This is a genomic window from Paenibacillus sp. 1SOY10 (assembly GCF_056836745.1).
This window is the reverse complement of sequence record NZ_JBXENK010000001.1, coordinates 24,875-49,487: the sequence shown is the minus strand read 5'-3', so window position 1 is coordinate 49,487 and position 24,613 is coordinate 24,875. Positions and strand designations below refer to the sequence as shown.

Sequence of the window (24,613 nt, the reverse complement as noted above, 5' to 3'; positions counted from 1 at the left end):
GGTTTTAGTTGAACGAACATATCCGTGTTAATAATGTAGAAAGATTTAGCGGGTTTGGCGAACTATATGACCGTAATCGTCCTAAAGCCCCGGAGGAAATCATCAAAATATTAACTATGTATTTAGGCCATCCCCCACGCCTCGTTGCTGATGTGGGTTGTGGAACCGGTCTCTCCTCCTTTATATGGTTACGTCAAGCAGAGAACATCGTTGGTGTTGAGCCCAGTGATGATATGCGGGCCGTCGCTCTGTCGCGCTGGGAACAACAGGACAAGCCGGAAAGTTTAAATTTTGTGCAAGCTCTGTCGCATGCCCTGCCTTTCCAGGATGACACCGTCGATATCATTACCTGCTCCCAATCCTTCCATTGGATGGACCCACAACCCACCCTGCAAGAGTTTGCCCGCGTCCTGCGTCCCGGAGGCTTGTTCGCCGCATACGATTGCGACTGGCCGCCTGTCAGCCTTCCTGAGCTGGAACAAAGCTATGAACGCTTGATTCGGCTTGCGGATGAATGGGCCGTTCAATTGGCCGAGCCCGAGAAGCAGGCCCATAAGTGGCCGAAGGAAGGACACTTGCAACAAATTCGCGAATCAGAATGGTTTGATTTTACACGTGAAATTGTCTTCCACAACTGGGAGGCTTGCGATGCCGAGCGCTACATCAACATCGCCTTCAGCCAAGGGGGACTCCAAACGGCCTTAAAGCTAGGCACCAGTGAACTTCATTCGGATGCTGAACAGTTTCGCAATCAAGTGCAGGACATCTTTGCGGGAGCTACCAGAGACATTATGTTCAGCTACCGTATGCGTCTAGGAAGAAAAAAAGAGCAGGACCGATAATCGGCCCTGCTTTAAATATGCTTAGGAGTTAAATCCTGCTCTCGAAAGAGCGTTTGAACCGCTATTCGATTAGCGAGAGATCACGTGAATAGGATGACCTTCTACCAGTTCTGCTGTTTCCATAACGATTTCGCCCAAGGTTGGGTGAGCATGGACAGTCAGCGAGATATCTTCCAGAGTTGCACTCATCTCGACCGCAAGACCCAACTCAGCGATCAAGTTAGAAGCTTCAATTCCTACGATTTGCGCACCCAGAACCACGTTGTTTTCTTCGTTAGCAACAATTTTGATGAAGCCATCAGGCTGGTTCAGGGAAGTAGCACGGCCGTTGCCCGCAAACGGGAACTTACCAGCTTTAACTTTGAAGCCTTTTTCCTTCGCTTCCTTCTCCGTGTAACCAACGCTTGCACATTCAGGATCCGTGAAGCATACAGCAGGCATTCCTTTGTAATCAACAACAGAAGGTAATCCGGAGATGACTTCTGCTGCAACCTTACCTTCGTAAGAAGCTTTGTGTGCAAGCGCCAGACCTGGCACAATGTCGCCAATAGCGAAGATTTGTGGGTTAGTTGTGCGTCCTTGATGATCCACCTTAACCAATCCACGATCGGTCAATTCAACGCCTGCCAGCTCAAGACCCAGATCACCATCTGTGTTAGGACGACGACCTACAGTTACTAACAAGTAGTCAGCCGTTACTTCTTTAGCTTCACCATTTACCGAATATTTAACAGTTACGTTTTTATCCGTTTGCTCTGCACTTTCCGCTTTGGCATTCGTAATAATTTCGATACCTGTTTTCTCCATGTTCTTGGCAACCAAACGAGTCATATCCTTGTCGAAGCCAGGAAGAACTGCGTCTGCGCCTTCAATGATCGTTACTTTTGTACCGAACTTGGAATACATTTGACCAAGCTCCGCACCAATGTATCCACCACCGATTACAATCAAGCTGGATGGCACTTCTTGCAAGTCTAAGGCTTCTGTTGAAGACAAGATGCGTCCGCCAAATGGGAATGGTTTCAGTTCAATTGGGCGAGAACCTGTGGCAAGAATACAGTTCTTGAACCGGTAACGCGGCGATTCATGATCGTTAAATGCACGAGCTTCTGTGTTGTTAATGAACATCACTTCACCGTGGAAAATTTCGATCTTGTTGCCTTTAAGCAAACCGTTAACACCTTGGGTCATTTTTTTAACGACACCATTTTTGAACTCTTGTGTTTTTGTGAAATCTACTTTCACATTTTCAGCACTAATCCCGAAAGCTTCGCCATGAGAAGCATTTTCAAATTGATGTGCCGCAGCAATCAAAGCTTTGGATGGAATACAACCGCGATTCAAGCACACGCCACCCAGCTCCGATTTATCTACGATAACTACTTTTTGTCCAAGCTGAGCTGCCCGAATTGCAGCTACATAACCACCAGGACCAGCACCTACGACCAATGTATCAATATCAAGAGAAGCGTCTCCTACTACCATTACATTACACCTCCATGACAAGCAGCTCAGGGTTAGCGAGCAGTTGTTTGATGTAGTTCATAAAGTTTTGTGCCGTTGCACCGTCGATCAGACGGTGGTCGAAGCTGAGGGACAGAGCCATTACAGGCGCTACTACAACTTCACCATCGCGTACAACCGGTTTTTCACTAATCCGGCCTGTACCCAGGATAGCTACTTCAGGGTAGTTAATGATCGGTGTGAAGAACATACCGCCCGCAGAGCCGATGTTGGAGATGGAAATGGTGCTGCCTTTCATTTCGTTAGCGCTAAGCTTACCTTCGCGTCCACGAAGTGCCAGGTCAGAGATGGATTCAGCGATCATCCAGATGCTCTTACGATCAGCATCCTTGATTACAGGGACGATCAAGCCGTTATCTGTATCTGTAGCAATACCGATATCATAATGCTTCTTGTACACGATTTCGTTGTTCACTTCATCGATGGAAGCATTCAGCGCCGGGAATTTACGGGAAGCAGCTACCAGTGCCTTCACGATAAACGGCAGGTAAGTTACTTTAATGCCCTTCTTCTCAGCGACTGGTTTCATACGAGTACGGAAGGATACCAGTTCAGTAACATCCACTTCATCCATAATCGTAACATGTGGTGCGGTATAAGCCGATTTAACCATCGCATTGGAGATCGCTTTACGGATACCCTTGAATGGTACGCGTTCTTCGTCCGCTCCTTGCGGGATTTCAGTAGGAGCAGCAGCCGGAGCTGATGTTGTCGTAGCAGCCTCTGCTGCTGGAACTGCCGCGGAAGAAGCTGCCGGAGCACCACCGTTCTTGAAGGCTTCTACATCTTCGCGAGTAATTTTGCCCGCTTTACCCGTGCCAGGAACTTGGGCAATGTCGATGCCTTGCTCACGAGCAAACTTGCGAACGCTTGGTGTAGCCAAGACTTCACGGTCAGAAGCTACCGGAGCTGCCGATGCTGCTGGTGCCGAGGCACTTGCCGCAGGCGCTGCTGCTTCAGTTGGTGCTGGAGCTGCTGCTTCGGGCTCTTCATGTGCCGGTGCATCACCTTGATCAGGAATATCGCCTTCAGCATCGATGACAGCCACTACCTGCCCTACGCGGAAGACTGCTCCATCGGTACCGAGTACTTCTTGTACTGTCCCGTTAACCGGACAAGGTACTTCTACAACCGCTTTATCGTTTTGAACTTCCATGATAATATCTTCATCTGTTACGGTATCACCCGGTTTGATATGCATTTTGATAATTTCGCCTTCATGCAGACCTTCCCCGAGCTCAGGAAACCGGTATTCAAATTTTGCCACAGGAATTACCTCCCATTTTTTGTCTAATTAAAATTCGAGAACTTTATTGACGCCTTCAATAATACGGGCTGGGGACGGGAGCCATTGATCTTCGATTTGCGCGAATGGATAAATCGTATCCGGTGGCGTAATGCGAAGCACAGGAGCTTCCAAATGTAAAATAGCTTTTTCGTTGATTTGAGCAATAATTTCAGCGGCAATACCTGCCGATTTTTGAGCTTCTTGTACGATAATGACGCGATTCGTCTTCTTCACAGAAGCTACAATCGTATCAATATCAAGTGGTACCAGCGTACGCAAGTCGATAACTTCGGCTTTCACACCGTTCTTCTCCAACTCGTCTGCAGCCTTCACTGCCGTGTGAACCATCATACCGTACGAAATAATCGTCACATCAGAACCTTCACGAACGATGTTGGCCTTACCCAATTCAACGGTGTATTCCCCTTCTGGTACTTCATCACGGAAAGCATGATACAAGTTCAAATGCTCCATAAAGAATACTGGATCATTATCGCGGATTGCCGAGATCAGCAAACCTTTAGCATCATAAGGATTTGAAGGGATAACCAGCTTGATCCCTGGCGTTTGAGCAATCAAACCTTCGAGGGCATCAGTATGCAGCTCAGCCGCTTTTACTCCACCACCAAACGGGGTACGGAATACGATTGGTGCATTGTAACGACCACCGGAACGGTAGCGCAAGCGAGCCGCTTGTACCAAAATTTGATCCAGTGCTTCAAAGATAAAGCCTACGAACTGAATTTCTGCAATTGGACGGAATCCTTGAATACCCAGGCCCACAGCCATACCACCGATCGCTGATTCCGCCAGCGGCGTATCCATTACACGCTCTTCACCAAAATCCTTTTGCAAACCTTCTGTAACGCGGAATACCCCGCCGACATTCCCTACGTCTTCACCGAAAATAATAACGTTCGGATCACGTTCCAACTCGACGCGCATTGCATCCCGAATTGCTTCTTTCATATTCATCTGTGCCATTGCTTGTATCCTCCTCTATAGAACGATCAGACTATTTAAATGTTCAGCTTATTTAAAATCGGCTTTTTGCTCTTCCAGATGTTTCGGCGTATGCTCAAACATGCTGTCGATCAGGCCTGGGATTGTCATTTTTTCAGTTTGTTCCGCTTTTTTAATTTGTTCGTTGACTTTCGCCTTGGCTTCATCTTTTACGCGAGCCGTGTCTTCATCCGTCCAGAGGCCTTTCTTATTCAGGTACTTGGCCAGACGATTAATTGGATCTTTCTCGCCCCATTCGCCTTCCTCTTCTTTTGTCCGGTACTTGGAAGTATCGTCAGACAAGGAATGCGGACGGAAACGATAGGTCACAGCTTCGATCAGTGTAGCCCCTTCTCCGTTGCGGCCACGCTCAGCGGCTTCTTGTACAGCGCTGATGACGGCAAATACGTCCATCCCGTCAATCTTCACACCACGGATTCCGGCAGCAACTGCTTTATGAGCAATCGACAAAGCTGCAGTCTGTTTGGAGAATGGTGTCGTAATGGCATAACCATTGTTTTGCACGAAGAAAATAACAGGCAGCTTGTATACTCCAGCAAAGTTCAGTGCTTCGTAGAAGTCGCCTTCGGAGGAACCACCGTCACCGGTATAAGTAATAGCTACTTGTTTTTGTTTCTTCAATTTATAACCCATAGCAATCCCCATCGCATGCAGCACTTGCGCACCGATGATGATTTGTGGCATAAGTACATTAACGCCTTCAGGAATTTCACCGCCGTGTTGATGACCGCGGGAATACAGGAATGCTTGATACAGCGGTAGACCGTGCCATACAAGCTGAGGCATATCGCGATAGCCCGGGCAAACGAAATCGCCTTTGTCCAAAGCAAATTCACTACCCACCATAGTTGCCTCTTGGCCGGATACCGGTGCGTAGAAGCCCAAACGACCTTGACGGCCCAGGTTAATCGCACGTTCGTCCCAAGTACGGGTAAATACCATACGGTACATAAGTTCTTTTAATTGATCGTCGGTCAAAGCCGGGACTTTATCTTTATTCACAATCTCGCCATCTGGGGAAAGCACGGTTAAAGCTTCAACTTCTTCCGTATACACTTCATAAGGAATCTTGCTCATTTTTTTCACCTCGACTAAATATTTGATTATCTTGTGTCTCTGTTATAGAATTATTATACATCTGTTTCACTCAATAAGTCAAAGGATTTCAAGTTAATTGTGTTATATTTTTATTTTTGTTTATGTAACAGTTCGTTCAAATTAGTATAACACCTTCCTTTTTTCAGGGAATGTCTATGACCCATTTCTCACGATAAATTCTATCTGAATCCAGTATCAAAAGCAAAATTTTACGGAACGGAGCGTGTTTGAACCATGACGGATTCACGTTATCTCAAGCGAACCATTATTAAGGAAGAGATCGAAAGCGAGTTTTTAGGAGAAAAGCGCTATCTTCGCGTTTACCTTCCTCCGGGCTACAACGAAATTATCAGCTATCCTGTCGTATATTGTCAGGACGGCGAGGAGTTTTTTAATTTCGGACGAATCGCTACCCATGCCAACCAACTGATATTAGATGAAGGAATCGATCCCTTTATCATCGTTGGTGTAGAGGTGAACACCACTATACGTACAGAGGAATACGCTCCATTTGGCAACCGCTTTGAGGCCTACACAAGCTGTTTTACGGAAGAAATTATTCCCTTCATTGAACAGAAATATCCGGTTCGCCGCGAACCGGGGGAACGGATTTTAGCTGGCGATTCACTGGGAGCGACCGTTTCCCTGCATTTGGCCTTGAAAAGACCGAATTTGTTTGCCAAAATCATCAGCCTATCGGGAGCGTACTATGAGCCTTCACTGAAATTGCTGGCCCAAGAGACCGATCTGTCCGCTCTATCCCTCTTTATGATTGTTGGCCTACAGGAACAGAACTACACGACAGATACGGGAACCTATAACTTTGTTGAACTGAACCGCAAAGCCAAGGCGTTGTTGGAAGAGCGCGGTGCCAAGGTCACTTACCTCGAGAAGGATGGCAAACATTTGTGGGGCTTCTGGCAACAAGAGCTTCCAGATGCGTTAATCCATTTCTTGAAATAGCGCTTACATCTCTTCATCTGAACAAGGCTGTCCTTAAAGCGGTTAGAGCTTGGGACAGCCTTGTTCATTGTTCTATTCTGCCGCTGAAGGAGTTTGTTCCCTCACGACAACCCGTTCTGAGGCCACCTCGGTTAGCCCGGATTCTGTCCCCATATGAATGTTCCCCGTTTCCAAAGACCGACGAGGCAACTTCCATTTGTAGTGCACCGACAGCATACGAAAGAAGACAACGAGAACAAACAAGAGAATGAGTTCGAATGTGGATTGAAACCAACCGAACCCCACTGCTAAACCGGCCATCATTGCCCATACGGCATAGATTTCCTCCCGAAGTACCAGCGGCTTGCGCCCGGCAAGCAAATCGCGAATGATTCCCCCACCGATCCCCGTCAAGACGGCAGCAACCAATACCGCGCTGAGTGGATGCTTCATTTCTGTGGCATAAAGCGCACCTTGGATAGCAAAGGCGGACAAGCCAATGGCATCAAACAGCACCTCCGTCCGTTTCCAATGCCGAATCCATGGCATTGGCAAGATGAAGGCAATCAATACAGACAATACAGCCAATAAAATTAAATCCCCCTGCGCCCATAAGGTAGTGACCGGAACACCGATTAGCACATTGCGGATAATTCCGCCGCCAAAAGCTGTGACTAGGCCCAGCACCACTACCCCGAGAATGTCATACTTCTCCTCCATCGCCACGAATGCGCCAGACATGGCAAAAGCAATGGTTCCGATGATGCTGAAAATATCGAATATGTGCATGTTCCCGTCTTCTCTTCCTCTTTCTGTTAGCTATTTTCTATCAATCCTCATTGTAGGCCCTCAAGATGAAATTGTGCAAGCCTAAAATCTGAATTATACTAATTTAATGAACCGATTTATGTACGAAAGGAAGAATGAAACATGACCAACAATCGGGTACTCATTTTTGCCGGTGGACGTATTGATCCTGCCCTTGTCCAAGAGATTCGTGAAGACGACTACACTATCGGGGCTGACCGGGGAGCCTTGTTCCTGGTGGAGCATGGCGTAAAGCCAAATTTGGCAGTAGGTGACTTCGACTCGGTCAGCGAGGATGAATTGGCAATCATCCGCAAAAACAGCGGAGAACTCACAACCTGCGACGCGTTGGACAAAGACTTGACCGATACCGAACTTGCTTTCGACCTGGCCATTCGTCTTCAGCCGCAAGAAATCATTCTTATCGGAGTCCTCGGCACTCGTATGGACCACACCCTTGCCAACATACATATCTTGCTACGTGCCGTTCAGCATCAGATTGCTTGCAGCATTTGGGATGAATACAATCATATTACGCTGACCGGCACAACTTGCCAGGTTGAAGACCGAGGTTATACATACGTCTCCCTGCTTCCCCTCACTCCGGAAGTTACGGGTATCACCCTAGACGGTTTCCTATACCCTCTGGACAAGGCTACGCTGAAAATGGGACAATCGCTGGCCGTCAGCAACAAACTTATTGCCTCCACAGGTACGGTTAAAGTAGAAAGCGGTTGGCTCCTGATCATACAGAGTCGGGATTAGTTTAATAAATAAAACAAAATTGTAATCATTCAAAAAAAGCCTGTAACTCCTTGTTAATCAAGGGGTTACAGGCTTTTTCACTCATTAGCATTTATCCTTTTCTTAGAAAAAAGCAATTTTTAATCGTTTTTTAATAATCCGCCTCAAAGCTTTGGTAGACAAGGTATTGAGCAATATCTACCAATTTTTAGAAGATTACAAACCTGTTATACTTCATTACGAACCAAATTAACAAAATTTTGGAGGTACTACAACAATATGAATAAACGCAGCATTTTCCAAAAGGTATTGACAGTCGGACTAGCTTCCGCCATCGGATTCGGAACTTTACTTACCAGCGGAGTTGGGACAGTACAAGCAGCAGAATCTGCAGAAAGCACAGCCGTATCGACAGGAACCAGTGTGGTCAACTACGGCAAGAAATTTTTGGGGACACCTTATAAATTTGGAGCTTCCACCTCAACCAGCCGCGTATTCGATTGCTCGTCCTTTATTAAATATATCTTCAAGAAATATGGCGTCAATTTGCCACGTACCGCTTCGGCACAATCAAAATCAGGTTATGCAGTCTCCAAATCCAACCTGAAAACAGGGGATCTCGTCTTCTTCTCCAGTGGCAGCCGAGCTACCGGAAAGAATGTGACCCATGTGGCCGTTTACATGGGGAATGGCAAAATCCTGCATACTTACGGCAAGCCGGGAGTGACTATTTCAAACCTCAACTCCGGTAACTGGAAGAAAACTTATCTCAAGGCCCGCCGCGTCCTGTAAGGGACAGGCTTACTTATCTTAACATATAGCCGGTACCGCGGATCGTATGCAGCAATTTGGGCATACGACCACGGTCCAGCTTTTGACGTAAATGGCGAATATACACATCCACTACATTAGTCCCCGTTGCAAATTCATATCCCCACACCTGCTGCAAAATCATTTCGCGACTGCAAACCTTACCGGCCCTCCTGGCTAAAAATAAGAGCAAATCGAATTCCTTCGATGTCAGCATTATCTCCTCGCCGTCCCGGTAGACCTTGCGGTTGCGAAGCTCCATGCGTAATGGTCCATATCCCAATTCCGTAGCAGAGCCATCGCCAATCTGCTTGTAAAGGGAGAGCAAATGGCCCATTCTAGCATAGAGTTCAGCCATCGGAACTGTAACATTCACACAATCATTTACCCCACTGGCGAAAGCTTGCACCACGATTTCCGAGTTCCACTCATGAAGTAGCAGAATAATGGGAAAGGGAGCGAACCGGCCAATCCGTTCTAAAACTCGCTCCCATTTTTCTTCGGTAAGATCAGTCCCGAGCAAGACCAGCTCCGGCAATTCATCATTTAAGTGATGAATTGCCTCATCCCCGCTTTGGCACCATCCTACCTGATAGCCGACTTCTTCAAGTCCGGCCTTGATTCTAGTCCCTTCCCCTCCATTCTCCAGGACCAGCAGTATATATCTTCGCATCCGTATGACCACCTTACTTGCAATTACCAAGCTGAAAACCTGACCTTTTGAACATGCATTTATAAGATGTTCAATCAGGCTGCAAACCATTCTATGGTACCTCATTCCAACCATCGGCAATTGGCTGCAAAATATCCCTCCCCCGCCGCGGCCTGCTCACTGGAGAACACCTCTTCAATTTGGTAACGACGATCATTCACAGTCGCACAGGACTCCCGCTCGTAATACTTCATCCCCGTTACCGAATCCACAAGGCCAAGAATGACCGAGGAACGAACCAGCCGCCCGCCTCCAAGGGCATAGTTATTATAATAACGATCGCCAACAGGAATTCCTTGTAGAAAAGCAATGATGCCCACATCGTCTAATGTATTGTTCCACTCCTCCTGCGAGATGGTTGGGAGCGTAAAGGTATAGCGCACTCCCAGCCTAGTGGCGTAATCATTATGGAGATGAATAGCCTGCTCCAAATCCCGTTCAATACTATGTACGATTGCAGAGCGACGCACCCCTTCAAATCTGGAATCATCCTGAAGCAAGGAAATGGTAGTCTCATCCTTCAGTTCATCCTGTCTTCCGCTTAACCAGCGCTTCTCAGCCGCATCATACACCGTTACATGGCTATCCAGCGTAAAAGCTATGCTGTTCCCTCGAGTATCGGCATAAACATAGGGCTTCTTGTCTCCCCAACGATGGATTAGAGACGATTCTTGATCGTATTCGGAACCCGGCCTGGCTGCATATACATAATAGCCATCGTAATCAATTACAACCACCGCTGGAATGAATGCAAGCAGGGCCTGTTGGCCTAGTAAATCATCAGCCACATCAAAATTAACATACATCGTTCGCAGGAAAGCGGCTAGAGCTTGTTCCTTGTCAGCCCGCATCCATTTATCTGATCCGTAGCCGTTCTCAAATCTCTGTAGCTCATTTCGATTAAGCGCCTTACCCCCATCCTGCGTCGCTGTCTTCAATGCCGTTGTATAACGGATATCCAGCCTGTTCATCTCCCGTGCATCTTCAATATGTAAGCTTCCCAGCCATAGCATGGGAGTCACCAGAAGTACAAAGATGATCGCCCAGTCAGTAATCTTCATTCAAGACCATTCCTCCATATGTCATTAAGCCAGAAACCTCCGGAGCAGGCCCACCATATAAAAAATCAGAGAAAATATCCATCGGTCCACGTGAATGATCTGTCAAGGTTACCGAGAAATAATCACCTGCCTGAAGCCTGTATTGCCCTTTCTCCTTCGGCATGCCACCCGTATTCTCTGGAAATAACACAGACAAAATCTCGGGGGAATAGTAAGCATCATATACAACACTGAAATCATTCAAGAACGTATTGGGATTAGCTGGATCGCCATATTCGGGGTGATACTTCTTCCGGCGATGCTCCAGTTCCACCTCATGCATTCCTCCGCCTACTTCCAGTTGTTGAATGAATTCTTCGTACATCACAGGGGAGACATACCCCTTGCTTCTGACTGCATCAGCGAATTGAACCATGGCTTGATAGGCCGCCAAATATTGAATGTCCTCCTGCCGCTGAGCCGTCTGCAAGGCTGGATAAGCAAACAATAACAAGACAGCCAGCAGCGCAGCAGTCATCTTGGACAAAATATGGCTCACTCTTTCATCTCCTACCTTTGATAGAACAACGTATTCTGAATGTTTCCATCTGCATAATAAGTCCGTTTAGCAGTGTATTCCGCTTTTAAATCAAGCACATTTAGTGCAATATTGCGGCTTTCCTCCAGTACATCCACCGAGTCCGTAGCACTGCCAGTTGTCAGTGTCCTACCATCTACGATGACCAGTTGTCCCTGGATACACCATTCCTTCAAGCTGTGTATAATCTGTAATCCGGTATACGTATCCAGATCCCCGCTAGCTTTGGCATCCCCATATATAACAGATAATGCCGAGCCTTGAGCCGCCCCCATCCGCGTATACACACTGCGAACGGAGCTATGCGAATTCACAGCGAGGTGATCAATCGCGGAATGCTGGCGTTGATCAAGGGCCAGAGTCAAGCTGGCTGCCGCCAGACAAAAGCTGATAGAGAACAGTAGCCATAGCATTCCCCTTACGTGATTCATAGACATTCGCCCAACAACTGTACAATAACAATCAAGGCATCACCGTGGTCTGAGTAAATACGACCCCACGCACGACGTTTGACTTATCTTTGATTACCCTCGCCTTGAATTTTCCACTTGGGTTGACATATTCATTCAGAATTTCATTCCATGAATTTCCGATATCTGCATTGCTTGGTCCTATGACCGAACCGTATTTCTCCGAACCCTCTGGATCATTCACATTCAGAATGTCACCATACCATTCTCCTACACTGTTCTTCCCCGTCTTCACCAATACACCGAACTGCTGGCGGTCATTAAATTTCCGCAAAGCGTTAGTAACCTGGGAACCGCTAATAGTCGTATCGTCATAAACTGTAAATGAGGCTTGGGACAGTTCCGTTTGAATGTCGGAAAAATGATTTTGCGCGGTTTTCGTTGCCTCCTGCGCTGACACAAACAAAATCACTACAATTGTAATCAAGGCAATAGTCAGAAAAATCCCTGCCGCTACTTTTAATGCGGATGATGCATTGTTCATAATTCATATTCTCCTTTAATTTATAATTTTTGGATTTGTTCAAAATACAAGCCCATCTGCTCAAAGCTCATCCAGATTAGCGGGATAACCAAATACGCAAATACGAGTGAATACATAGGGGCAAACCCAATCATCCGTCCTAGTCCGGCCTTGGTATCCAGCGACTTCTCGTAATCAAGACGACGACGTTCGAAGTGATACGCCATTTCTGTGTCCAAATCATCGAAGGCATCGGCAATAGTTATTTTCTCAGTCGCCAATATTAATTTATCCGCTAAACGCTGAAATTCGTCCAGGACCACCTCGTCCTTCAGCTCCTGCAAAGCTTGCTCAGCCCCATGTCCGTAATTGAGCAAACATCGCTGCAATGGGGTACGGAAAATCACTGCATAAGAGGCAAGCCAATCCAATATCTCTTCTACGGAAATTCGCTCCAACTCACGTAAGATAGCGATCATCGTCTGGAATTGATATACCTCGTGCTTCATGTCCATCAGCCGCATAAAGCGTTGAAAATGCAAGGCCCACAACGGAAAATAATATCCAGTTATCCCGGCCATCATAGCGAGGCCAATTTCCCACCATTTTAGATATTCACCATTCCATCGTTGCAGTTTATCTATGATTCGGTTCGTAGCTGCAACAATGTCATCAGAAGTAACTGCACTGCCTTCTTGTTTTAGCTGTGCCGTCACCGATTGGGCAATGACATCATAAGTCAAATTCTCCTTCATCCCGATTTCCCGCATGACCGCGGCATCCAGTTCGGCCCCTTGTCGTCCGGCTTCCGCCATATCCTGAGGTACGGCTCCGAAAAACACAGTTTCCCGGGGTGGTTCCGTTATAATTCGTTGCTGAGAGATAAAATGCAAGGCTACGGCAAAACCCAGGGCCAAAAGAAAGCACAAGATAAAGCTGCATATTCTTCTTACCTGGAACCATTCCACGCGTATCCGTTCATTTGTATCCTTCATTAGCCTTGCCAAACGGTAATAAGTCATTGAGTCAGGAGATGGGACAAAGCAGCGCCATATCCAGGCTAATCTGCTATACTCCAGCACAACCGCTTCCCATGGCTTATTCTCGGGTTCTGCCCGGTAAGAGGTCTCCACCTCACTCTTCAGCTTTTGTAGCAGCATATAACAGAGCAAAATAATCAAAAAGATGCCTAGCTTAATCAAAATTCCAGCTTTGCTCAAATAGAACTGATCCATTAACGGAAAATTCCCTCTGGCCCAAATTTCGATAGGCTTGGTGAAAAATACTGGCAACAAGGCAATGATATGTAGTCCCTTAAGCAAATAATCAAGCCGGTTCTTACGAATAAGCTCAAGTTGTATTTCTCCCGTCAAACTGCTGATTCCACGTAAGTAGAGTGAGCCACGTTCACGCTTGCGGTCCCCGTACTCTAATACCAACCGGGAGATGCCCGAGAAGGCCTTAAGAAAACGGTTAGGCGCCGTTTCGTAGTATTTGTCCAATGCCTCATCCGGACGGGCATTCTCTAGCGCTTCACTAATCAAATGAGCATGTACCCCAACCTCATGCCCCGTCTCTTCGCCCGCTTCTTCAATAGCATCTGCCACCATCCCATGCCGGTGGTAGGCATGTCTGACAGCAGTAAAAAAATCAAGCATTTGTTCCAATAGCTTCTTCTCCAGTTGATTGACATAACCATCCAGCAGCAAGCCCTGAATGACCGTAGCGGCAATCAATAATAATAGAAAGAAACTCCAGCTTGGATTTAAGAGCATTAACAATAGAATTCCAAGGCTAAATGAACCGATGGTTCCATAGACAAACTTCATGGTTTGCCGCCTGAGCTCAAATTCGTTATAACGATGAATAATGGCTAGCCGAGTGCGAACCTTCCAAATATAAAGCTTAATGGGCGGGCACTTCATGCCTAACGCATAAGACTTTAACAAGAAGGACGAAAGGACTGTACCAAGCCAGCGCAGAGACTGTATCTCTGCGGTATCAGCCGCTACCGGTCCATCTGCCCAGAGAGATTGCTCCTTCCTTCCCGCATACCGTCCAGCAAGATAAAGCAATAGGCCACCAATTAAAGACAGCATGAGGATAAACAACAGCAACGTCTTAAGCTCCAATCGTCTCCCCCCAATACGTGCTGGCGAATTGGCCGAAAGCAGCCGCGTCCTCGGGCAGCATTTCTCTTATCATCGCTTGTCGGCAACGGCTTGAAATAGGCTGCACAGCCACATATCCTCCTTCACGATACTCAACGATGATTCGTTCAGCATATCCATGGCGAGTTGCGCCTTCAACTACCTTACCGCCTGCTTCCTCTGTAACCTCACTATCGATAGCTGCTTCACTCGGATCTAATCGATAACATTCGGTAATCCGTTCAATATATCGGTTGCCCGCCATATCCCGGCGAAGGTGTATATCGAAATCAATAACGGAGGCCACCTGGAGTTCGGCAATGTTCTCATCCCTGAATACACCCGTCTTAAGTAATGAATTGCGTAACGACTCGATCAAATCCCTGAACGTTTTGGCGTGATGTGTGAAAATCGTAAACAAGCTTGCGACCTGAGCCATCTGCACCATCCAAGCCGCCACCTCATCCGTAGCCACTTCCCCCAAAATATTGACGGTCCCGTCTGTTTTCTTCTGCAAATCCAATCCCGCTTGGCCGCTTACATAGTCCGTTTCCCGAAAGCTTAAAATATTTCGTCCGCTGTATAAACGTCGTAAGTTAAGCTCGAAGGACATCTCTTGTACACGCAAGGTATACGCGGCATAAATGTGCTTGACCATGGCCATCAGCAATGTAGTTTTGCCTGATCCTTGCGACCCTGTAATTGAAGTAATTCGACTGCCCTTCATCAAATATTTAAGCAACTGTACCGGGAGCCCCGCATTATTGCCCTGAATTAATTGTTCAAGAGCAGCGTTCTGTACATCAAATTTGCGAACGAAGAAAGCCCAGGTCTCGGCAAAGGGTGGCCTTACTACCACAACTCGCGAACCATCCTTCATTTCATTGACCTTAAATCCGTTTGCTTCGGATAGTTGTCCGGGTAAATTGAACTTATAAATATTTTGACAGACCCGCTTTAACTCAGCTTCACTGCCAAAGGACAGAAAGGATAAACGAAGGCTTTTACCCTTATAGAAAATCCAGATACTCTCCCAGAAGTGGACAACCCGCTCTCCATCCTCATCCAATGGAAAATCCGGGACGGAATGCATCCATGTATCCTGTGGCTGATCCTCTTCTGAAATGCCGCCCGAAACTCCGCTTACCCCTCCGCTAACGCCATCAATCCGCATTTCTCTAAGCTCATCAATGACTGAAAACCCCTTATATCCTTGATATACACGCTGCACCACAATATCCAGCTTCTCCTGGAAGGAGAGTGAGCGGTACTCCAAATAAAATACCCGGTCCACATCTTCTCCGTTGATTTCATAAACCGGGGTACCATCCCCCGCCTTAGGCCGCTTGGCTTCATCTAGAGCATAGTCTTCGATCATTCGACACAAGCCTTCTGTGCCATGGCGCAAACGGTAAAGATAAAGGATGATATCAAACCGATCCTGAGGTGTGAGCAAATCACGACGCTGAAAAGGAATGATGTTATCTATATTTCCTTCATGAATACCGCAGCTTCCGGTCAAGATATCTCGGATAAATGACTTGACATAACGTTTATCCCGCAGGTCTCCGTAGGTGCAACCCCTTAGTGCTTGCCGCAGTTCTGTTCGGGCCTTGAGCCGTCGATTCCACGCATCCTCACCAATTCCCCAATCGTTGCTATGCGGTCGGCTCAGTTCGTGCAAGCTCTCCTTCACCTGATCAATCAGCACTGGCATACTATAGGGGTCCTGATCACTTCTTCCTTGCCCTATCCGGCCAGACGAAGTGCGGACCTTTAGCCAAAGGTATAGCAGAACAAGCAGCAATATCAGCGCAATCATTAAACCATTGGTCAATCTGTTCAATTCCTCAGGCCCCCTTCTCATGCCTTGAACCGTTGTGGGCCTTAACCTCCGCAAGCTTGAGCAGCTTGCCGCCAAGACGATAAAATTGGTCCAACAACTGCTGATGAGCATATTTGGGCTTGGGTACCCATTTGTATTTACGGAAAAAGGTTAAGATGTCCTGATCATTCCAGGTATCACTGAACTCCGAATGATACGGTATGCCAACTATGGGCAAGCTGGATTTAAATCGGCGTTGAATATTGGCCAGACTCCAATGGGAGTTTGCATCAAATGATGAGATAACTACACATACGCCTGGTTGTTGTCTAGCCAGGTACGGAGCCACATCGGTGAAGAGCATCTCCAACTGTGCTCTCCGCTGCGGAATTACCGCAATCAAAATATCCCCTTCCCGCCGTGAACGCAGGGCCTCACTCAATCGTCGACGGCCTTGAAGGTGCAGCACAACCAAATCGTAAGCCTGTTCGGCCATTTGCAACATAGCCGCGACCTCATGATCTCCCTCCCCAGCCAGAGCCAACCCGCCATGTTGTAGCCCGCCAGCCAAATCAAGCCTTCCCCGCAACAGAGGGAGCGTGTAGTCTGCGAAATTCTCGGGCCTTAGCCTCCCGCTGGCCGCCATACGTAATAAGGCATCCATTCCGAATTCAGCCAATGTCTTATCGGCCAGCCCGGCCTGATGACGCAGTATGGATTGCCTTAATCCCTCCTCAGGCCCGCTTGAGATCCGGCCTTGATTAAGCAGCAACACCCGCTGAGGATAATGCAGTCCCAGCATGATCGCACAGGACGTGGCGATTTCAGCGGCTATGCCCTGACCTCCGTCCCAGAATAACAGCCGGCTCATGCCTGTCTCCTTTCCGCCTGACGCAGCGCTTTTCTGGCCACTGTCGACTCCCAGCCCGCCAATTCATGCAATAGCTGACGTAGAGCTCTTTTGTAAGAACGAGACAGATGGGTAAGACGCAAGCGGCCTGCATGCTCGTTCTCCAACTGAACCGCTAGATTCAACTCGTTCCAAGGGATGCGGATCGCCTCCTCACGCCATTCCAAAGCAAGTCCGTCCATAAAGCTCATAATATAGTCACTGTTCAGGTAGCAGTCCACCGTACGGATATACACCGGACGAATAGTCATCCCCCGCAACTGGGGCCACAAATGCAACAAATTACGGAACCACTGTGCACTAGCCTCTACCTCATAACGGTCATACGAGGTTACCCATACGACCTCATCCGCAGTGGCAAACCACTCAGGGCCAAGACCACTTAATGACTCCAGATCATACAACTCGTAATCATAACCATTATTGATTTTCCCATCTGACTTCTTCATAGAAGCCTGCGCGGCCGTCAGCGGGCCTGCAATAACATCGAAGCCGCAAAATTCAGTCACAGCTAACCGGGAATCATTCCCCCCCAGCGCATATCGGTACTTTCCGTTCTCAGTACCATCCGCCAACAATACCTTTAAGCCCGTTGCTGCCAATGCACTGCATAGATACAGCAACAAATCACGTTTATCACTTTTGCCTACAAACAACCAACGTTTCACATCATGGCCTCCTTTATTTCACCCTATTTCGCCGCATTCAATTGGAAGCTGTCTTCTGCCGCTATCTCTCCCGATCCTACTGAGCCTGATTCAAGGGCTGAGCTCGAAGGGGTACCCGATGTTTGGGTTTGACGGCTGGAGAATTCGGCCGCACGTTGCGGCGACATCGTTAACAGATCACTTTCCAGTCCCTTGCGCGCGTTGGCGCTAAGCACCGCTTCTGCTTGCTGTACGATGTTAGGGTCCTTCTTGATCAGTTGCATGACAGCCTCGTTGGATGGATAGGTTGGTACGGGCTTCTTCTGCAAATAGGGCTCAACATAAGCGAGCGCGTAAATTGATGCTTTATGTAAGTAAGCGTCTACTATGGCACTGGAGAGCGATAAGATTTCTGCTTCTCCAACCGTAAGGGTGACCGTTCCCGAAGCTAACTCTTCAACCTTCTTCTTGGATAGCAGAATATAATCCTGACCCGTCGGGAACTGAATCCGTATATCCACCACATCGCTTCTCTCCAATAGTCCCGGTAGCAGTACAAAGGACATTTCCCTCCATCGCAAGTCATCGGGTGTAGGCTCTTCCTCATACAGCAGCGTTTCCGTTAACAGCGTACGGGGCTGCAAGGAGACCTTTGCATATTTGCCTGAGACCTGCTTCTGTGCACTCAGGACATCAGCCGGAATACTATCTATCGGCAGCTTGACCAGCTTCAAATCCTCCTGCTTGACCGGATGACCGGCTACAATTTCACGAGTGACCACCCAACCTTCCGCTGTCTCCTTAAGAGCAACCTCCCTTAAGTCTTCAAGCTGTTCCTCGTAGGCTTGGGTCAACGCTTGCCTGTCTGCACGTTCTCCCCTTTCCTGAATCAGAGCGTATCCGGTGAACAGGGCCCCGACAGCAGCGGCTCCAATAAATCCAGCAATAAGCATTTGCTTTGTTTTTTGCCTAAGTCTTGGCATATTTCAGCTTCCTTCCTTACCTTTTCGGCTTAATCAAATAACTTGACCTATGCATGATGCGTTGCAGGGCCGTTCCTGTAGTACCACCATAGCGAGGCAACAAATCAGAGCAGATTATTTCCATTACCGCAGAGCTATCCGCTCCCGGCTCAAAGGGCTCCTGCTCGGGAGGCAGACTGTAGACATTTTTGGTGTGCAGCAATTTGCCCAAACGACGGATTGTCGATGGCGAAGCGAAAGGAATGCAAAATCGCAAGTCCAGGGGGAGTTTTCCCCCGACCTTCATCGCTTCTGCGAACCGTGTTAATTCTTCGCTTCTCCAAACCGCGCCAGACCCTACCACAATGGACAAGTCCGCACGCTGGAACTCTTCCAACAGCTCGCTCCCCCTTGCAGCCCCCAAATCGCAGACCACGCAATCCAGACCCTGAGTTAACAAGTCAATAAACTCGGAACGAGCGCATGGTTTGGCGTAAACCACACCAGAGATGCAAAACGTACTGCTTGAAGTAGACCTGGTCGATAACCGATCTTCCTCACTCATATGAGCAAGACGTTGAAACGCCGTTGCTTTGGGGTCCATCTCTGCCATCGCTACCCGCTTGAAATGCCTCGATAGCACGTGGGCCAATGAAATGGCTGTACTTGTCGTGCCCACGCCGGAAGATGCCCCCATCAGAGCTACGACGAGCGTACGTCCGTTGCGAGGATGAACAGCAGAGCTTGCTTGATTTGGCCTACTAGGGTTCTCCATGTAGTTGTTTGAATCGCCGGGCACCGCCTCCCGTAACGCCGCGATTACCATTTCTGCTGAAGCATACCTGTCTTCAGGATTTTGCATAAGCAAGCGACTTACAATAGAAAGCAAAGGGCCGTGTCCCTGAGTACGAAATATACTCGCTGCCTCCTGCGACCAAACGCTAAAGCGGCAGCCGCTCCCCAAATAGAGCATTACAGCCCCAAGCGAGTACAAATCAGAACGAGGATCGCTCTGCCTGCCACCATATTGTTCTGGTGCAGCAAACCCTACCGTTCCAAGCTGTACAGTATCCTCCGTTTTGTTCTCCGCGAACATACGAGCAATGCCAAAATCCACAAATCTTAGCTCGCCCTTGCCGTCAACCAGCACATTGGATGGTTTGACATCCCGGTGAATGATCGGTGGCTGATGGTTATGCAAGTATTGCAATCCCTCCAGCATCTGCAAGCCAAACCGGGCTAACTCTTCCACCTTGAGTCCTTCAGTTCTTGCGCTCACATAGCGGTCCAAATGAACGCCTTCCATAAAATCCATCACGATATACGAATACCCATCCTGGTCAGCGTCCATAAAATCTACGATTCGGGGTAACCGATAATGGTTTAGAGAAATGAGTAACTCCGCCTCCCGAGCCACTAGCAGGGGCTCCCCCGGACGGGTGAGACATTCCTTCACAGCCCAGACCTTCCCGCGCAGCTTCAAATCTGTGGCCAGATAGACCCTGCTCATTCCACCCTGCCCCAGCAGTCGCTCCACCCGGTAACGCCCGGTGAGTACCTTTCCCGGAGCCAGCTTGGAAACGAAGCGCATCTGTTAACCTCCTTCCTGACCGCACGCAAAAAAGGGAAAGCCCTCATATCATCGCTTTGGCCGTTAGGCCAGAAACAATGACATGGGATGCTTTCCCTTTGTACGGTCGATGTATAATTTTGGAATCAGTATAAAACAACTGGGTAGTAAATGTAAAGCTCTTTTTTTGTAAAGCTCTTCTCTACTCATAATTAATGTCATTAATATTTAATCATATATAGTGTGATTTCATCGCGATTATGGAACAATTGCTTGGCTTGCTGGACTTGCAATCTGGCCTCCTGGAACATTCCGGTCACTTCTTGAATCAAAGCCATCGGCTTTTTGGTCAGCAGCTTGACGGTCACAACGACTGTTCCGCCTGGTGCCAGAGCATACAGCAGCTCCGTAACCAATCTGGCCGTCAGCTTCGGACTCCAACTCATATCGCAGACTAGCAGATCGAACTGATTTTCCTTGAACTTCACGTTGTTCGCGTTCCGCTGCAAGAAGGTCAACTTTGGTGAAGACAATAATGATGCATCCAATTTAGCGGTATCTACTGCCGTAACTTTGAGCCCCCGTTCTAGTAGAAATGAGGTCCATCCCCCCGGAGCCGCGCCGATGTCTAACGCTTCATGGAATGAAGCAAACGGAATGCCAAAGGCAACCTCTGCCTCTAATAACTTGAATTTAGCTCGGGATATTTGTCCGTCCTCCTTACGGAAACGGATCGCTCCACCGTTCCAATCCGACAAGTTATCCTGAGGATGAGATACCCCTGCGTATATACTATCTCCGGAAGCAAACAACGAGATGATCCAATCGGCCTCTCGCACGACAAATTCAGCTCCCGCTACATCCTTCAATTCTTCCTGCAAGCGGTCTCTGAGTTCCGCTGCAGATCCTGGCCATAGTGATTGTTCTGATTTCCTGGCCTGTATCGCTATCTTGGCTGCCGGTAAGCGAAAATCAGCCATCAGATATTTACGCAGTGGAACAAGCCAGCTCTCCTCTTGGCTGCTCTCATGCTCTGCCGGAGACCACTCCCAATCCACCAGGAACGTATGACGTAAAAAGACTGGCGGCGTTTGGACTAACCGATGATGGACATCCTCCGGTATAGCCTGCAATGTCGCGATAAACACTTCACCAGGCACCAGCATCGTGCTCTTGACACTGCCGAAGGTGCGGCGCAATTCCTCCTGCGCATAGGGGGCAAAACCGTGATTTGCGGTACAAATCCACTTGGATTCAGGTGGCACCTTGCAGTTCTTGGCAATGTCCTCCAGACGCTCAAATGGTATCGGTCCATTATGCAGCTTCACCTGTGGCGGAAGGTTTGGATATAAAATTTCGTACATGCTCTTTTTGCCTGCCATGCTGGAGGTATGCAGATAAATTTCGCGCGGGAATTTTCCTTCCCGAACCAGGGCTGCTGCCATTTCCGTTCCTGTCGGTTCACCTAGTCCCATATCATAATCAAGCGATAAAATATCAACCTCCGTCAAGCGGAACAGTTCCAGACACTCTTCGACGGTGCGCGCTAACGTAAATCCTTGCGGACACCTGCGAAAATCGTCCATATATACATGAATCAATAGTGTTCTTCCTTTCCCGCGGTATTCAGCACCAGGCTTCCACCCACCGCCTCACTCGCTCCAAATCCTCTCTATAGGTCCCGTCTTTCCCGGTTTCGCTCTCCATAATTAGTGGCGAATTCCGGATGGCATCCATCTGGAGAAGCCAGCGGAAGCCGTCTTCTCCAATGTAGCCTTGACCGACACGGGCATGACGGTCCTTACGTGAAGATACCGGATATTTTGAATCGTTTAAATGAACCACGCATAAACCATCCCAATAGCCAAGCAGCTCAGCTTTGTCAGCAAATTTCTTATCCTCAGCGCCCTGCCACATCCCTGCAGCAAAGGCATGACAAGTATCCAAGCAAAAGCCAATGTGCTGTTGATTGTCGCATAGCTTGCGGATCTGCACTAATTCCTCAAGCGTCATCCCCATGGAACCATGATCTCCTGCCTGGTTTTCAATTAACAGCTTTGCCGATCCTTTCCAGTTAGAGAGTACATCATTTATACATTGTATAATATTTTGGTAACCTTGTAAGGGGCTACCTTGCTTAAATGTGCCAAAATGAACAACGATCCCAATTGAACCGCAGGCCTCAGCAATCTCCAAATCATTACGCAGCGAGTCCACAACCTGGCGATATAACATCGGCTCTGTCTCTGAGCTAACCGCCAAATTGCTGGGATACGGTGTATGTGCGACGGAGACCAGGCCTTGAGTGTAGCAGAAGTTCCGGCAGCTTTCAGCATCCTTTGAGTCAAAGGATTTGAGCTTCAGGCTACGTGGATTTTTGGGAAAAAACTGAAACGCTCCCGCCCCCATGTGAAGGGCCGACTTTGCGGCACTGAGATAACCGTCCCGAATGCTGACATGGCCGCCTAATTGCAGCTCATCGGTCATGCTGGCAGCCCGGGCTGTAGAACACCTTGCGCCCGTTCATCTCACCTTTGACGATGCGGTCCCCGCATCGCGGACAAATCTCTCCCTCCCGGTCATATACCCGACACCACTCATTCGCTCCCCCGGTCAGTTTGTCCTCGGGAGTTAACGGCATTTCCATGTATCCACCCACCTCTGTCGCCTCCATAAGCACCTCACGAACCGCTTGGTACAGGTGGGAGAAGTCTTCATCGCTTAGATTTTGAAGCTTGACTGTTGGTAATAGGCCAGCGGCAAAGGCGATTTCATCCGCATAACAATTACCGATACCGGCTACTACGTCCTGGTTCACCAGTGTCGTCTTCAAGCTGCCGCGCCGTTTGCGCAGAAGGGCTGTGAAGCGGGCTTCATTCATCCTCCGGTCCAACAGTTCCGGCCCTAAATGAGCCAATAAATCCTCGGCCTCCTTGGCACTATGTAAATGCAAATATCCAAGTCGCAATCCAATAAAATAAAGCACCAAATCATCGCCAAAAGTAATTTCAATCTGGGTCGTCCGATCGGGATGGTCTTCCTTGCTGCTTAAATAGAGCAGTCCGCCAAGCATCAGATGAAGCAGCAGTCTTTTTCCGTTATCGAGGTGAAATAGCAGATGCTTCGCCCGCCGCTCAACGAAAATGACCTGTCTCCCCGTCAGTTCCCGGATAAAAATATCGGCGTCCACATTGACGGACTTCTCCCGATTAACTACTACCTTACTTATAGGCGTATCCAGAATTTGTTGTGATAGCTTTATTCGGTAATTTTCCATCTCCGGCAATTCCGGCATGGTTCATCGTTCCCTTCATTCATGAGAGTAATGTATTAGTGGCTGCTCTGCTTAATTTGCTCCGCAACCTCTTCCAGCGTATGACAGACGACATCCGGATGTACGCCACTGGATTCAATATAGCCAGGCAAATTATCAACCGTCGTCACCCCGGTTAGTGCCAAAATTGTACCGCAACCAGCACGAACCCCTGCGGCGATATCGGTATGCATATTGTCCCCAATTACGGCCACCTCTGCCGCCGTTAATCCCAGACGAGCAATGGCATAATTCATTAGCGGTGCTTCGGGCTTGCCAATGATGACCGGTTTCACCCCTGTTGCTGCCTGAATGGCCGCACCTAGCGTACCAGCCCCCGGCATCAAGCCGTCTTGTGAAGGCAGCAGCAAATCGGGATTCGTCAGCACATACCCGGCGCCGCCGCGAATCCAGCGTGCCGCACGAGTCAATGTCTCATATGTAAATTGCCGGTCGATGCCCTGCACTACAACTTCCGGCTGCTCGTCATCCAGCGTAAGCCCGGCTTGCCGGACCGCCTCCAGCAGCCCATTCTCGCCTATCACCGCGACACGTGGCTGCGCCATCTCCGCAGCGATGTATTCTGCAGCCGCGACTGCCGAAGTACAAACCTCCTCCGGCTTTGCCGGGATTCCCATCCTTTGCAAATGGTCGGCCACCTCTACTGGGGTACGGGAGGAATTGTTGGTTACGAACAGAAAGGGAATAGCCCTGCTTCTCAGCAAAGAAATCAGGTCATCCGCTCCCGGTATCATTGTCGGCCCATGGTATAACGTACCATCCAAGTCAATCAGAAAGGCCTTCCAAAGTTGTGGCAATATGTTCATCCTTCCCATGATGCAATGTCTCTATTATTGTACCTAGTATACATACGC

General features: G+C 48.3%; 24 protein-coding genes. 4 read left to right on the top strand and 20 right to left on the bottom strand.

Annotation, left to right across the window (positions count from 1 at the left end):
- Positions 1-8: 8 nt before the first annotated feature.
- Positions 9-842, top strand: coding sequence for a class I SAM-dependent methyltransferase (locus AC1VOR_RS00230; RefSeq protein WP_482614988.1), 834 nt, complete (start codon positions 9-11; stop codon positions 840-842).
- Positions 843-911: 69 nt separating this feature from the next.
- On the opposite strand, the gene lpdA is transcribed toward AC1VOR_RS00230, so the two are convergent.
- The 4 genes from lpdA to pdhA are packed head-to-tail and all read right to left on the bottom strand — an operon-like array spanning position 912 to position 5,754.
- Positions 912-2,327, bottom strand: coding sequence for a dihydrolipoyl dehydrogenase (lpdA, locus tag AC1VOR_RS00225; protein WP_482614987.1), 1,416 nt, complete (start codon positions 2,325-2,327; stop codon positions 912-914).
- A 4-nt stretch (positions 2,328-2,331) separates the two neighbouring features.
- A complete protein-coding gene (locus tag AC1VOR_RS00220) occupies positions 2,332-3,633 on the bottom strand; it encodes a dihydrolipoamide acetyltransferase family protein (RefSeq protein WP_482614985.1) in 1,302 nt (433 codons plus the stop codon).
- A 27-nt stretch (positions 3,634-3,660) separates the two neighbouring features.
- The gene (locus AC1VOR_RS00215) at positions 3,661-4,638 is read right to left on the bottom strand and encodes an alpha-ketoacid dehydrogenase subunit beta (RefSeq protein ID WP_482614984.1); all 978 of its coding nucleotides are present in this window, start codon (positions 4,636-4,638) and stop codon (positions 3,661-3,663) included.
- A 48-nt stretch (positions 4,639-4,686) separates the two neighbouring features.
- Positions 4,687-5,754, bottom strand: coding sequence for a pyruvate dehydrogenase (acetyl-transferring) E1 component subunit alpha (gene pdhA / locus AC1VOR_RS00210; RefSeq protein ID WP_482614982.1), 1,068 nt, complete (start codon positions 5,752-5,754; stop codon positions 4,687-4,689).
- Between the two features lie 255 nt (positions 5,755-6,009).
- Between pdhA and AC1VOR_RS00205 the strand changes: the two genes are divergently transcribed.
- Complete coding sequence (locus AC1VOR_RS00205) at positions 6,010-6,738, top strand: alpha/beta hydrolase (protein WP_482614981.1); 729 nt, start codon at positions 6,010-6,012, stop codon at positions 6,736-6,738.
- Between the two features lie 72 nt (positions 6,739-6,810).
- On the opposite strand, the gene AC1VOR_RS00200 is transcribed toward AC1VOR_RS00205, so the two are convergent.
- Complete coding sequence (locus tag AC1VOR_RS00200) at positions 6,811-7,506, bottom strand: trimeric intracellular cation channel family protein (RefSeq protein WP_482614979.1); 696 nt, start codon at positions 7,504-7,506, stop codon at positions 6,811-6,813.
- A gap of 141 nt (positions 7,507-7,647) precedes the next feature.
- Here AC1VOR_RS00200 and AC1VOR_RS00195 point away from each other — a divergent pair, with 141 nt between their 5' ends.
- The gene (locus AC1VOR_RS00195; protein ID WP_482614977.1) at positions 7,648-8,289 is read left to right on the top strand and encodes a thiamine diphosphokinase; all 642 of its coding nucleotides are present in this window, start codon (positions 7,648-7,650) and stop codon (positions 8,287-8,289) included.
- A gap of 258 nt (positions 8,290-8,547) precedes the next feature.
- Complete coding sequence (locus AC1VOR_RS00190) at positions 8,548-9,060, top strand: C40 family peptidase (RefSeq protein WP_482614975.1); 513 nt, start codon at positions 8,548-8,550, stop codon at positions 9,058-9,060.
- A 13-nt stretch (positions 9,061-9,073) separates the two neighbouring features.
- Here the strand turns inward: AC1VOR_RS00190 and AC1VOR_RS00185 are convergent, their stop codons facing one another.
- The 15 genes from AC1VOR_RS00185 to AC1VOR_RS00115 all read right to left on the bottom strand — a co-directional run bounded on the left by AC1VOR_RS00185 (position 9,074) and on the right by AC1VOR_RS00115 (position 24,565).
- Positions 9,074-9,751, bottom strand: a complete 678-nt coding sequence (locus AC1VOR_RS00185; RefSeq protein WP_482614972.1) for a winged helix-turn-helix transcriptional regulator — start codon at positions 9,749-9,751, stop codon at positions 9,074-9,076.
- Between the two features lie 101 nt (positions 9,752-9,852).
- Complete coding sequence (locus AC1VOR_RS00180) at positions 9,853-10,851, bottom strand: hypothetical protein (RefSeq protein ID WP_482614970.1); 999 nt, start codon at positions 10,849-10,851, stop codon at positions 9,853-9,855.
- Positions 10,838-11,389 carry a hypothetical protein gene (locus AC1VOR_RS00175; protein WP_482614969.1) on the bottom strand — a complete coding sequence of 184 codons (552 nt, stop codon included), beginning with the start codon at positions 11,387-11,389 and terminating at the stop codon, positions 10,838-10,840. The genes AC1VOR_RS00180 and AC1VOR_RS00175 overlap by 14 nt, the downstream gene beginning before the upstream one ends.
- An 11-nt stretch (positions 11,390-11,400) precedes the next feature.
- Positions 11,401-11,859, bottom strand: a complete 459-nt coding sequence (locus tag AC1VOR_RS00170; protein WP_482614968.1) for a hypothetical protein — start codon at positions 11,857-11,859, stop codon at positions 11,401-11,403.
- 31 nt (positions 11,860-11,890) lie between these two features.
- Complete coding sequence (locus AC1VOR_RS00165; RefSeq protein WP_482614966.1) at positions 11,891-12,382, bottom strand: ABC transporter permease; 492 nt, start codon at positions 12,380-12,382, stop codon at positions 11,891-11,893.
- Between the two features lie 20 nt (positions 12,383-12,402).
- A complete protein-coding gene (locus AC1VOR_RS00160; RefSeq protein ID WP_482614965.1) occupies positions 12,403-14,493 on the bottom strand; it encodes a hypothetical protein in 2,091 nt (696 codons plus the stop codon).
- Positions 14,483-16,378, bottom strand: a complete 1,896-nt coding sequence (locus AC1VOR_RS00155; protein ID WP_482614963.1) for a pilus assembly protein CpaF — start codon at positions 16,376-16,378, stop codon at positions 14,483-14,485. Before AC1VOR_RS00155 ends, AC1VOR_RS00160 begins: the two co-directional genes overlap by 11 nt.
- Positions 16,362-17,207: a hypothetical protein gene (locus AC1VOR_RS00150; RefSeq protein WP_482614962.1), complete on the bottom strand. Its 846-nt coding sequence runs from the start codon at positions 17,205-17,207 to the stop codon at positions 16,362-16,364. The genes AC1VOR_RS00155 and AC1VOR_RS00150 overlap by 17 nt, the downstream gene beginning before the upstream one ends.
- Positions 17,204-17,914, bottom strand: a complete 711-nt coding sequence (locus tag AC1VOR_RS00145; RefSeq protein WP_482614960.1) for a hypothetical protein — start codon at positions 17,912-17,914, stop codon at positions 17,204-17,206. The genes AC1VOR_RS00150 and AC1VOR_RS00145 overlap by 4 nt, the downstream gene beginning before the upstream one ends.
- Positions 17,915-17,937: 23 nt before the next feature.
- Positions 17,938-18,876: an SAF domain-containing protein gene (locus AC1VOR_RS00140; protein WP_482614958.1), complete on the bottom strand. Its 939-nt coding sequence runs from the start codon at positions 18,874-18,876 to the stop codon at positions 17,938-17,940.
- Between the two features lie 16 nt (positions 18,877-18,892).
- Entirely contained in the window at positions 18,893-20,446 is a 1,554-nt protein-coding gene (locus tag AC1VOR_RS00135; RefSeq protein WP_482614956.1) for a protein kinase domain-containing protein, read from the bottom strand.
- A gap of 200 nt (positions 20,447-20,646) precedes the next feature.
- Positions 20,647-22,026, bottom strand: coding sequence for a cyclic-phosphate processing receiver domain-containing protein (locus AC1VOR_RS00130; RefSeq protein WP_482614954.1), 1,380 nt, complete (start codon positions 22,024-22,026; stop codon positions 20,647-20,649).
- A gap of 25 nt (positions 22,027-22,051) precedes the next feature.
- Positions 22,052-22,912: a deoxyribonuclease IV gene (locus AC1VOR_RS00125; protein WP_482614952.1), complete on the bottom strand. Its 861-nt coding sequence runs from the start codon at positions 22,910-22,912 to the stop codon at positions 22,052-22,054.
- Positions 22,902-23,720 (bottom strand): Fpg/Nei family DNA glycosylase, encoded by an 819-nt coding sequence (locus AC1VOR_RS00120; protein WP_482614950.1) that lies wholly within the window; start codon positions 23,718-23,720, stop codon positions 22,902-22,904. Before AC1VOR_RS00120 ends, AC1VOR_RS00125 begins: the two co-directional genes overlap by 11 nt.
- A gap of 35 nt (positions 23,721-23,755) precedes the next feature.
- Positions 23,756-24,565: a TIGR01457 family HAD-type hydrolase gene (locus AC1VOR_RS00115; protein ID WP_482616354.1), complete on the bottom strand. Its 810-nt coding sequence runs from the start codon at positions 24,563-24,565 to the stop codon at positions 23,756-23,758.
- Positions 24,566-24,613 lie beyond the last annotated feature (48 nt).

Excerpts from the sequence above, each read along its gene's own strand:
- AC1VOR_RS00120 (WP_482614950.1), bottom strand. The coding sequence starts at position 23,720 with ATGCCGGAATTGCCGGAGATGGAAAATTACCGAATAAAGCTATCACAA.
- AC1VOR_RS00190 (WP_482614975.1), top strand. The coding sequence starts at position 8,548 with ATGAATAAACGCAGCATTTTCCAAAAGGTATTGACAGTCGGACTAGCT.
- AC1VOR_RS00135 (WP_482614956.1), bottom strand. The coding sequence starts at position 20,446 with ATGCGCTTCGTTTCCAAGCTGGCTCCGGGAAAGGTACTCACCGGGCGT.
- AC1VOR_RS00150 (WP_482614962.1), bottom strand. The coding sequence starts at position 17,207 with ATGAGCCGGCTGTTATTCTGGGACGGAGGTCAGGGCATAGCCGCTGAA.
- AC1VOR_RS00165 (WP_482614966.1), bottom strand. The coding sequence starts at position 12,382 with ATGAACAATGCATCATCCGCATTAAAAGTAGCGGCAGGGATTTTTCTG.
- AC1VOR_RS00180 (WP_482614970.1), bottom strand. The coding sequence starts at position 10,851 with ATGAAGATTACTGACTGGGCGATCATCTTTGTACTTCTGGTGACTCCC.
- AC1VOR_RS00205 (WP_482614981.1), top strand. The coding sequence starts at position 6,010 with ATGACGGATTCACGTTATCTCAAGCGAACCATTATTAAGGAAGAGATC.
- AC1VOR_RS00195 (WP_482614977.1), top strand. The coding sequence starts at position 7,648 with ATGACCAACAATCGGGTACTCATTTTTGCCGGTGGACGTATTGATCCT.
- AC1VOR_RS00140 (WP_482614958.1), bottom strand. The coding sequence starts at position 18,876 with ATGCCAAGACTTAGGCAAAAAACAAAGCAAATGCTTATTGCTGGATTT.
- AC1VOR_RS00170 (WP_482614968.1), bottom strand. The coding sequence starts at position 11,859 with ATGAATCACGTAAGGGGAATGCTATGGCTACTGTTCTCTATCAGCTTT.
- AC1VOR_RS00155 (WP_482614963.1), bottom strand. The coding sequence starts at position 16,378 with ATGAGAAGGGGGCCTGAGGAATTGAACAGATTGACCAATGGTTTAATG.
- AC1VOR_RS00125 (WP_482614952.1), bottom strand. The coding sequence starts at position 22,912 with ATGACCGATGAGCTGCAATTAGGCGGCCATGTCAGCATTCGGGACGGT.
- AC1VOR_RS00115 (WP_482616354.1), bottom strand. The coding sequence starts at position 24,565 with ATGAACATATTGCCACAACTTTGGAAGGCCTTTCTGATTGACTTGGAT.
- AC1VOR_RS00185 (WP_482614972.1), bottom strand. The coding sequence starts at position 9,751 with ATGCGAAGATATATACTGCTGGTCCTGGAGAATGGAGGGGAAGGGACT.
- pdhA (WP_482614982.1), bottom strand. The coding sequence starts at position 5,754 with ATGAGCAAGATTCCTTATGAAGTGTATACGGAAGAAGTTGAAGCTTTA.
- lpdA (WP_482614987.1), bottom strand. The coding sequence starts at position 2,327 with ATGGTAGTAGGAGACGCTTCTCTTGATATTGATACATTGGTCGTAGGT.
- AC1VOR_RS00215 (WP_482614984.1), bottom strand. The coding sequence starts at position 4,638 with ATGGCACAGATGAATATGAAAGAAGCAATTCGGGATGCAATGCGCGTC.
- AC1VOR_RS00200 (WP_482614979.1), bottom strand. The coding sequence starts at position 7,506 with ATGCACATATTCGATATTTTCAGCATCATCGGAACCATTGCTTTTGCC.